At 45.6% G+C, this 9,789-nt stretch carries 9 protein-coding genes; 2 read left to right on the forward strand and 7 right to left on the reverse strand.

Annotated features, from left to right (window positions below; translation table 11 throughout):
* The first annotated feature begins 12 nt into the window (after window positions 1–12).
* A complete protein-coding gene (locus KHB02_RS18245; protein WP_213147990.1) occupies window positions 13–1,548 on the forward strand; it encodes a spore germination protein in 1,536 nt (511 codons plus the stop codon).
* 31 nt (window positions 1,549–1,579) lie between these two features.
* A complete protein-coding gene (locus KHB02_RS18250) occupies window positions 1,580–2,728 on the forward strand; it encodes a Ger(x)C family spore germination protein (RefSeq protein ID WP_213147989.1) in 1,149 nt (382 codons plus the stop codon).
* Window positions 2,729–3,136: 408 nt separating this feature from the next.
* Here KHB02_RS18250 and nuoN read toward each other — a convergent pair whose 3' ends face one another.
* The 7 genes from nuoN to KHB02_RS18285 all read right to left on the reverse strand — a co-directional run.
* A complete protein-coding gene (nuoN, locus tag KHB02_RS18255) occupies window positions 3,137–4,675 on the reverse strand; it encodes an NADH-quinone oxidoreductase subunit NuoN (RefSeq protein WP_213147988.1) in 1,539 nt (512 codons plus the stop codon).
* A 6-nt stretch (window positions 4,676–4,681) separates the two neighbouring features.
* A complete protein-coding gene (locus tag KHB02_RS18260; protein ID WP_213147987.1) occupies window positions 4,682–6,187 on the reverse strand; it encodes an NADH-quinone oxidoreductase subunit M in 1,506 nt (501 codons plus the stop codon).
* Window positions 6,184–8,052, reverse strand: a complete 1,869-nt coding sequence (gene nuoL / locus KHB02_RS18265) for an NADH-quinone oxidoreductase subunit L (protein WP_213147986.1) — start codon at window positions 8,050–8,052, stop codon at window positions 6,184–6,186. Before nuoL ends, KHB02_RS18260 begins: the two co-directional genes overlap by 4 nt.
* A gap of 169 nt (window positions 8,053–8,221) precedes the next feature.
* A complete protein-coding gene (gene nuoK, locus KHB02_RS18270) occupies window positions 8,222–8,536 on the reverse strand; it encodes an NADH-quinone oxidoreductase subunit NuoK (protein ID WP_213147985.1) in 315 nt (104 codons plus the stop codon).
* Window positions 8,533–9,060 carry an NADH-quinone oxidoreductase subunit J gene (locus tag KHB02_RS18275; RefSeq protein WP_213147984.1) on the reverse strand — a complete coding sequence of 176 codons (528 nt, stop codon included), beginning with the start codon at window positions 9,058–9,060 and terminating at the stop codon, window positions 8,533–8,535. The genes nuoK and KHB02_RS18275 overlap by 4 nt, the downstream gene beginning before the upstream one ends.
* Complete coding sequence (gene nuoI, locus KHB02_RS18280) at window positions 9,057–9,476, reverse strand: NADH-quinone oxidoreductase subunit NuoI (protein ID WP_213147983.1); 420 nt, start codon at window positions 9,474–9,476, stop codon at window positions 9,057–9,059. The genes KHB02_RS18275 and nuoI overlap by 4 nt, the downstream gene beginning before the upstream one ends.
* 79 nt (window positions 9,477–9,555) lie before the next feature.
* Window positions 9,556–9,789: NADH-quinone oxidoreductase subunit H (locus KHB02_RS18285; protein WP_241113946.1), on the reverse strand; the 234-nt coding region annotated here is incomplete at its 5' end.

A 9,789-nucleotide genomic window follows, 5' to 3' on the forward strand; every position in this document is an offset into this window, starting at 1 on the left:
GTGGTGCCGCCTTTGAGATTTTTCAAGCGACAAAAAAAATTACCAGCTCTTCTTCAGGAGCAAAGTGAAAATAATCCATTATCAGGAAATCTCGAGGAAGACCTTCATCGGTTTAAACAGCTTTTTGAAGGGGCTGCTGATTTTAGTTATCGAGAGCTGCAAATAGGTTCTAACTATTCAGCCGTTGTTTTATACCTGAATGGATTGGTTGATATGGAAAGAATGGAACTGAATGTCATCCAGCCTTTGATAAGCCGAAACGAGGAACTGCTCCAGCATCCTAAGCCGGCCCTTGACCAATTTAAGGGCGTTCTGAATGCATCTCAAGTGGTTCTGGAAGAAACGTTCCAAACAATCGTGGACCAACTTTTGGCAGGCGGCACCATTGTCTTAATTAATACGTTTAAAAAAGTGCTTGTTATCAGCGAACAGAAATGGGAGCAGCGCTCCATTGATGAACCTGTTTCTGAAGCGGTTGTGTTGGGCCCGCGCGAAGGGTTTACGGAAAATATCCGAACGAATGTCAGCATGATTCGCAGACGTTTAAAAACAACCAAACTGAAATTGGAATATATGAAATTAGGAAATCTGTCGAAGACGAATGTGGTCATCGTCTTTCTTGAAGGAATCGCAGATGCCTCCATTGTGGAGGAGGTTCGCAGCCGATTAAACAGGATTGAGATTGATGCGATTGAGGACAGCAGTTATATTGTTGAGTTTATTGAGGATGAACCGTTCTCCGTGTTTCCCCAGGTTTTGCAAACGGAACGGCCCGACCGCCTTGCGGGCAACTTGTTGGAAGGAAGAATCGGCATTATTGCGGACAACAGCCCTTTTGCCCTCATTGTTCCGGTCACTTTCTTTCAAATGATGAACTCTCCGGAGGATTATTATGGAAGGTTTATTATGACAACGTTTATTCGCTTATTACGGTACTTATTTTTATTAATTGCCTTATTATTTCCCTCTATTTATATTGCGGTGACTACGTTCCACCAGGAATTGCTGCCTACTAATCTTTTGTTCAGTGTCGCAGCCTCAAGGGATAAGGTACCCTTTCCTGCAGTTATCGAAGCGTTATTGATGGAAATCACCTTCGAGGCGCTGCGTGAGGCCGGGCTCCGCTTGCCAAGACCGATCGGGTCGACTGTCAGTATTGTTGGTGCGTTGGTGATTGGCCAGGCTGCTGTTGAAGCGGGAATTGTTTCCGCTCCGTTAGTCATTGTGGTCGCAACGACAGGGATTGCCTCATTCATGTTTCCGAGTTATCCATTGACAGGGGCCATCCGGCTTCTTCGCTTCTTTTTGATTTTTATGGCTGGGACGCTTGGTTTTTATGGTATTCTTCTCGGCGTTTTCTTTATCTTGGCTCACCTTGTACAGCTTCGATCGTTCGGTGTTCCCTATCTTGCACCGCTCGCTCCGTTTCATTTTAACAATATGAAGGATATCATCATTCGCGTCCCTTGGTGGAAAATGAATGAACGGCCTCATGAAACAGGTAAAAGTAATTTGAAGAAGATGAATTATAAACCTCGTAAATACTAGTTTGTTTTTTTAAAAAAGGGCAGGGATATGAATGAACGTGATGAGACTGTTTTTCCTATTAGTCATAACCATGTTTCTGACAGGCTGCTGGAACCGTATTGAGATTAATGATATTGCCATCGTGACAGCAATTGGATTAGACCTTGTGGAAGACGATAAGGTCCATCTCTCCCTTCAAGTAGCCATTCCATCAAAGCTGGGTTCGACATCAGGAAGCGGCGGAGAAAGCGGCAAAGGTTCATTGGTTATTTCCGATACCGGTGTCACGATTTCTGAAGCATTCCGAAATATTCAAGGCAAGCTTCCAAGACGGATTTTCTTTTCCCAAAGCCGGGTTCTGTTAATTGGCGAGGATTATGCCAAAAAGGGCGTCTCCCCGGTTATCAATTTCCATACAAGGTACAATAAAACGCGGATCAACAGTTTTATTATGTTTACAAAAGGCGAAGCATCTAAAGTCATCAATAGCATGCCAAAGTTTGAGAATATTTCCGCCGAAGAAATAAAAGAACTTAACAAGCTGAACATTGGGCTGAAAGTTTATATACGAGATTTTCTCAATATGCTTCTTACAGATGGCTTGGAGCCATACGCACCACTGTTTACATTAGAAGCATTGGAAGTAAAACCGAATAATAAATCAGAGCACGTCCAAAGCATCAAGGGAACGGCCGTGTTTAAAGGGGACAAGCTAATCGGCTGGATGGATCAATTGGAAACCCGGGGTCTTTTATGGATCAAGAATGAAATAGAATCAGGGATTGTTTCCATTAAAATACCGAAGGAGCAAGGCGGAGGAAATATCAGTATGGAAATCCTCAAAACAGATACAAAGTTGGAGCCAAAACTAAAAAGTGGTCATTTACAAATGAACCTAACTGTCTCCACTAGATTGAATTTAATAGAAAATGATTCACAGTTAAATTTATTTGATACAAAAGTAATCAAGGATTTGCAAAACAAAGTGGATAAAGAAATTGACGGACGTATTCAAATGACGGTTGATAAGGTCCAAAAGGAGTATCATTCGGACATTTTAGGATTCGGGCAAGCGGTCTACAGGAAATACCCGAAACAATGGAAAACCAGCTATCAAAAGAACTGGGATCAAGAATTTCCTAGATTGGCGGTCACCATCCACACGAATTCTATTATAAAAAGAACCGGTGTAACTAAATAATTCCAAAAGGGGACATGACCATGCTAAGGACCCTTATCATCGCCCTCGTTTTTGTCGTCATATTTATATGGGAAACATCAGGGTTATTGAGAAAAAAGGAAATAAAAGAACTCATTATCTTTTCTTTTTTAACTTTGATCGGATTAGTATTATGTATCATTGGTGTAATACGGGATTTAATTTGATTTTGGATTATGGTGATGGTGAAAAATTGATTGTTTTACTTCAGATTAGTTACTTCTAAGATTACCTTTTTCCATTTACTCGTCACTTTACCGAGTTTACTCGCCGAAATTTCGGTTTTACTCGCCAACTTTTGCGATTTACTCGCCCAAATCTAGATTTTACTCGCCAACCCCCTTTCTAAACATAAAAAAAGCCAGGCAATCAGCCTGGCTTAGGTAATTTTTAACTAAAGAAATCCTGAACAATATCCAGGTTATTATGCATAAAGTCAAGTGCGATGTTTGGCATGATACCGAACAACACCGAACCAACCACTGCGACAATCAATACAACCACAATTCCGAACGGCATGTTGAATTTGCTGCCCGCACCCTCACCTTCTCCTTCAGATGCGGCCGGAGCCGGACGGAAGAAGATTTGCGTCATGACGCCGAAATAATAGAAGTAGGACACGACCGTGGTCGCAATCATCACCGAAGCCAACACGTAATGCGGTTGACCGGCAAAGGCGCCCACAAAAATGTTCAACTTACCGATAAAGCCCGCTGTTCCCGGGAAGCCAGCCAAGGAAATCAACAGAATTCCCATTGTCACAGCCAGCCACGGTGAGCGGCGGTACAAGCCGGCAAAGTCCGCAATCTTCGTGGAGCCTGTTTTTTCCGACACCACTTGAATCACTGCGAATGCGCCCATGTTCATGAACAAGTACGCCAGCAAATAGAACCAGATGGAATAGAACATATTCGATGTTAACGTTGTTACAGCTACTAATAAATAACCAGCGTGCGCGATACTCGAATACGCGAACATCCGCTTAATATCGGACTGCCGCAATGCCACAACGTTACCGATAATCATCGTAGCCGCTGCAATCACCGCAAGGTAATTTTGCATATCCAGCAAAATTGGAATCGAACCCGGCCCGTTTGTGGCCGCGGAACCAAATACTGTTAACAAAATCCGCACGACTATTACAAAACCGGCTGTTTTCGAAACAACGCTCAAGAACGATGTAACCGGCGTTGGTGCACCTTGGTACACGTCTGGTGCCCACATGTGGTATGGAGCAGCCGCCAATTTAAACGATAAACCAACCAAAATCATCAAGAACGATAAGCCAAGCAGGTACGCCTGTTGCCCGTCCATAAGCATCGACAGCTGGCCCGCAATTTCCAGCAAGTTCGTCGAACCAGTTAAGCCGTACACATAGCTCATCCCGAACAACGCAATCGCGGACGAAATACCGCCGTTGATGACGTATTTCATCGCGGACTCGTTGGAGCTTAACCGGTCCTTCTGAATGCCCGCTAAAATATAAGACGGAATCGATAACAGCTCAAGGCCGATATAAAGCGTGATTAAATCGCCGCTTGACGTCATCACCATGGCGCCTAATAACGCCGATAATAATAGGTAATAAAACTCGCCCGTATATCTTTCCAAGCCATCGGTCGCTTTGTAGCTAGTCGCCAAGAACAATACCAGCGCCCCGCCGCCTAGAATCAGCAGCTTAAATGCGATCGCAAAGCTGTCGAGGCGGAACGTGTCGTGCAGGATTGACTCGACGTGACCGCCGGCCATTCCGAAGACCGAAACCATCGCCGCAAGGATGGCCGCAATGCCGATCCAGCCAAGGATTTTCCGGTCCATATGTTTTGGCATAAACAGATCCATAATCACCAAGATTGCAATCACAGCAAGGATGATGAATTCCGGTGTCATGATGCTCCAGTTTAACGATTGAAATTGCTCAAAACTCATCCTTCATCACCCTCCTAACCCAAGCATGATAGTCTCAAGTGTGGCTTGAAGCGGTGCGCTTAGGACACTTGGGTAAACACCAATTAACACGATTAACGCTAGTAAAACCACAACCGGCACGAATTCTACGCCCTTCAAATCGACCACACCGGTGAACTCGCGGTGCGCCTTACCAAACGTCATGCCAAGTACAGCACGAAGCAGGTACGCTGCGGTCATGATGATGCCGATTGTTCCGACTGCAGCCACCCATGGAAGTTCTTTAAACAAGCCAAGGAAGGCCATGAATTCGCTGACGAACCCGGACATGCCTGGCAAGCCGAGCGACGCCATTGCACCAGCCAATAAGAAGCCGGCTGCAAGTGGCATGCCTTTCGCCACACCGCCAAGGTTTTCGATGAGAGACGTGTCGGTCCGCTCGTATAAAACTCCTACTAAGAAGAACAATAAAGCTGAAATCAAACCATGCGATACCACTTGGAAAATCGCACCTTGGACGCCGGCCTCATTCATGGCGGCCAGTCCGATTAACACGATACCCATGTGGGAAATCGATGAGTAAGCCAAGACCATTTTAAAGTCGGATTGAATAAACGCAAGGAACGCTCCGTAAAGCAGGTTGATCACGCCAAGAATAGCAATCAAAGTCGCAAGCGTTTCGAATTGCTTTGGAAAAATTCCCATTCCAAAGCGGATTAAACCGTACGCACCGATTTTTAGTAGAATCCCAGAGTGAATCATAACTACGGATGGCGGTGCCTGCACGTGGACTTTCAGCATCCAGCTGTGCAGTGGGAAAATCGGTAATTTTACACCGAACGCAATTAATAAGGAAATCAATAAACCTAATTTCAAGTCATCTGACAGCGGCGCACTTGGGTCCGCCATAATTTTTGTTAACAGGTCGATGTTGGTCGTGCCTGTTTTGGCAAAAAGAATCATGATCACGATTAATAAAACCGCTGAGCCTAATCCGTTATAGATTAAGAAGCTGTAAGCTGCCTTTTCTTTTTCAAAATAACCCCATTTTCCAATCAGGAAGAAAGTTGGGATAAGCGTAATCTCGAAAAAGATGAAGAACAGGATTAAGTTTTCCGCTGTGAATACGCCGAGCATGCCGACTTCTAAAAGAAGGAACAGCATGAAGTAGCCTTTCCATTCTTTTTTCACAAACCGTGCTGCAATGGCCGCAAGTGTTGCAACAACCGCAGTTAACACGACGAGCAGCAGTTGGAAGCCGCTTAAACCAAGCTCATAATACACTGAAAAAATTGGCGCATCGCCGCTCATACCGCGGAATTGAATCCATTCATGTCCAAATGTGAAGTCCGATAATTTTTTTCCGGCAAGATAATGAGCGTACGCCGCAAGCGCTAAAGCTAGTGCCGGCAGTGTTGCCAGGAAGCCGACGAATTTGATCGCTTTTTCCTGCGATTTTGGCATAAAAGCTAACACGACAATACCTAGTAAAGGGGAGAATACTAGTGTTGTCAGAACCCAAGATAAATTCATTTCAAGTACCCCCCTGTTAATGCAAAGATGACCGCTAATACTGCGAGTCCGATAAAGGCCACTGCCCCGTAGGTTTGCACCTGTCCGTTCTGCATTTTCGAGCCTGTTCTGCCAAGCCCTTGCACGAACCCGGCCACGCCTTTGACGATGCCTTCAACAAGGAACACGTCAATAAAGCGCAGGAAGTAGCTGAAGCCTTTGACAAAATTAACGACGATTAATTGATAGAATTCGTCCACATAATATTTATTCAGTAAAATGGTATGCAGTGTACCGCCTGCGCCGCTAAGCCAGTCGCGGGCTACACTCCGCTTGCTGTACATTAACCATGCCAAGAAGATTCCTAGTAAGGAAACGACGGTGGCAGCAATCATGATCCAGGCTGGACCTTCGATATGGCTATGCCCGAGTGCTTCGTTGCCGTCAACAAGCCAGTCGCCAAGGAACGAACCGAACCATGGTGTGTTCACGTAACCGCCGATGATAGCCAAAACGCCAAGGACAAGCATTGGCAGAGTCATTACGGATGGTGACTCGTGAACATGTTTCTGTTCGCCGCGTGCTTCGCCAGTGAACACCAGGAAGAACAGGCGGAACATATAGAATGCGGTAAAGAACGCCGCGATTAACGCTAATAGGAATAGCACCGGATGGCCGCCTTCCCATGCTGCGACTAGAATTTCATCTTTACTGAAGAAACCGGAAAGTCCCGGCACCCCGCTGATTGCGAGTGTTCCGATTAAGAATAACGGACCGGTAAATTTTAATTTTTTCCAAAGGCCGCCCATTTCCTCGATGTTTTGAGTGTGAACCGCATGGATTACGGAACCGGCTGCCAAGAATAGCAATGCTTTGAAAAATGCGTGTGTCATCAGATGGAACACACCGGCCACATAACCGGCAGAACCGAGCGCCAGCATCATGTAGCCAAGCTGTGAAACCGTCGAGTACGCAAGAACGCGTTTAATATCCGTTTGCACCAAGCCGATGCTGGCTGCGAAAATTGCCGTAAACGCACCGATAGTTGCTACAGTCAACAGCGCTGTTTGGCTCGCTTCGAAAAGCGGGAAAAGCGCAGCAACCAAGTACACACCGGCGGCAACCATTGTTGCGGCGTGGATTAACGCCGAAACTGGTGTTGGACCTTCCATTGCGTCCGGAAGCCAGGTATGAAGCGGGAACTGACCAGATTTACCAACCGCTCCGATAAAGATTAAGATGGCTGTCAAGGTAATCATCGTCTGTGATACAGCGCCGCCTTCCACTGCCTGGAAAATTTCGCTGTATTCAAAGCTATTTGTTTGCCAGAAAAGAAGAATCATCCCGATAAACAGACCAACGTCCCCGATCCGGGTCATGATGAAGGCTTTCTTAGCCGCTGCCTTCGCTTCTTCTTTGTAAAAATAAAAACCGATTAATAGGAACGAACCGACACCGACAAGTTCCCAGAAGATATAAGTTTGGAGCAGGTTCGGCGAAATGACGAGACCGAGCATCGCAAACGTAAATAGTCCTAAGTATGCATAGAACACTGGAAAGCGCTCATCCCCATGCATGTACCCTTTGGAGTAGGTATGTACAAGAAAGCTGACAAGCGATACGATAAACAGCATTAATGCATTTAATTGATTCACTTCAAAGCCCGCTGTTAGATGCAGATCTCCTATCGTGAGCCAGTCAAACTTGTTGATATAGGTTGGCTCTGAAAAGCGCTCGAATAACACGAGAATTGAGAAAACAAGCGATGCCAGCGTAAGCAGAATCCCTACATACGCACTCGCCTCCCTCAGCCGCTTACCGATGAGAAGAAGGATCAAAAACGATAATAGCGGGAAAAGCGGTATAAGCCATGCATTTTCCATCATTATCATCCTTTGTCTGGGTGGTTGAATGCCCCACCCGGAATTAGTCGAAATTGGCGTCGTCTCCACCTTGGGCGGACAAATGTCCACGCCTGGTGCCTGACACCCTTAGTGTGCTGTGCACTATTGTTACAGTGGCAATGCCCGCCTGACCGGGCCCATCTGCCACCTTTTAGTGTTTCATTTGGTCCATTTCGTCAATATTGACCGTTTTCCTGTTACGGTAAAGCGACATTAGGATAGCCAGACCTACAGCTGCTTCGGCAGCAGCGACGGCCATAGCGAACAACGCGAAAACCTGTCCGGTGATGGACGGGCTCAAGCCGTATTTGCTGAAGGTGACGAGATTGATGTTCACAGCATTCAGCATCAATTCAATGGAAATCAACACAATCACGGTATTTCTTTTTGTAAGCGCACCGTACAAGCCGATGCAAAATAAAATGAGTGCTAGTGCCAGGAACGCTGAAGCGGGGACTGAACTCATTTGCTATCCCCCTCCTTATCCTCTCGTTTTGCTAAAATAATCGCTCCGATCAGAGATGCTAATAGTAAAACAGATACAAATTCAAACGGAATAATATATTTGCTGTATAATGCTTTACCAACTTCCAGCGTGTTGTTTTCATGCAGGGTTGAAGGAACCTGCTCGATTGGGAAATTGTAAATGCCGACGTAAACGGCAAAGGCAAAGCCCACAACACCTAGGAATAACAAGATTTTTCTCCACTTGCTGCCATGAGAGCCACTATCACCCTCATCATCGTACGGCTTCGTTAACATGATCCCGAACAGCATGATGATCGTAATCGCACCGGAATAGATCAGTATCTGCACCGCTGCCACGAATTCGGCATTGAGCAGAATGTAGATTCCGGCAATGGCCACGAATGTGAAGATTAAGGCCACGACCATGTGTACGACTTTGTTCAGGTTCAGTAAAAGCACGCCGCCGATAATCGCCACAAGCGCAAGGGCCATAAATGCGAAAAACTCGCCTGTTAATGTCATGCTTTATTCACCTGCCGTACGTTTTCGTCGTTCTCATCCAAATATTCAAGGTTCTTAAATAACATGTCCCGGCTATATTCTGCCAGCTCAAAGTTATTGGTCATAACGATCGCCTCTGTCGGGCAGACCTCTGTACAAAGGTCGCACAAGATACAGATTTCAAAGTTAATATCATATGTGTCGATGATTTTCCCTTTTTTCGTTGGGTCCGGATGCTTCTTACCCGTTAACTGAATGCAATCCGTCGGGCAAATATTTGCACACTGGTTACAGACGATACATTTTTCAGGATAAAACTTCTGAATCCCGCGGAACCGGTCCGGAAGCGGCAGCGGCTCATTCGGATAATCATAAGTAACCTTCTCACGAGACAACTGCTTCAGGGTATACTTCAAGCCTTTAGCTAATCCAAGCACGTTTTTCACCCCTTTTAAAAATTTTCACTTCTATTAATATGTGGTGCCCATAAGCGGTGCCTGACACCCATTTATTTTTTTAAAAAAACAACGATTTGATGATGGCCGTCAGCATAATGTTTGCTAATGCCACTGGCATTAAGATCTTCCAAGCGAATTCCATAAGTTTATCGGCGCGCATCCGTGGGAATGTGCTTCGGAACCACAGATAGAGGAACAAAATTGCGCAGAACTTCAACGCGAACCAAACGGCTCCCGGGATAAAGTCAAGGAATCCGAATGGGGCCATCCAGCCGCCAAAGAATAATACGGT

Origin of the sequence: Neobacillus citreus (assembly GCF_018343545.2) — a bacterium.
GTDB lineage: Bacteria > Bacillota > Bacilli > Bacillales > Cytobacillaceae > Neobacillus > Neobacillus citreus.

Excerpts from the sequence above, each read along its gene's own strand:
- KHB02_RS18260 (WP_213147987.1), bottom strand. The coding sequence starts at position 6,187 with ATGAATTTATCTTGGGTTCTGACAACACTAGTATTCTCCCCTTTACTA.
- nuoK (WP_213147985.1), bottom strand. The coding sequence starts at position 8,536 with ATGAGTTCAGTCCCCGCTTCAGCGTTCCTGGCACTAGCACTCATTTTA.
- KHB02_RS18275 (WP_213147984.1), bottom strand. The coding sequence starts at position 9,060 with ATGACATTAACAGGCGAGTTTTTCGCATTTATGGCCCTTGCGCTTGTG.
- nuoN (WP_213147988.1), bottom strand. The coding sequence starts at position 4,675 with ATGAGTTTTGAGCAATTTCAATCGTTAAACTGGAGCATCATGACACCG.
- KHB02_RS18250 (WP_213147989.1), top strand. The coding sequence starts at position 1,580 with ATGAACGTGATGAGACTGTTTTTCCTATTAGTCATAACCATGTTTCTG.
- nuoL (WP_213147986.1), bottom strand. The coding sequence starts at position 8,052 with ATGATGGAAAATGCATGGCTTATACCGCTTTTCCCGCTATTATCGTTT.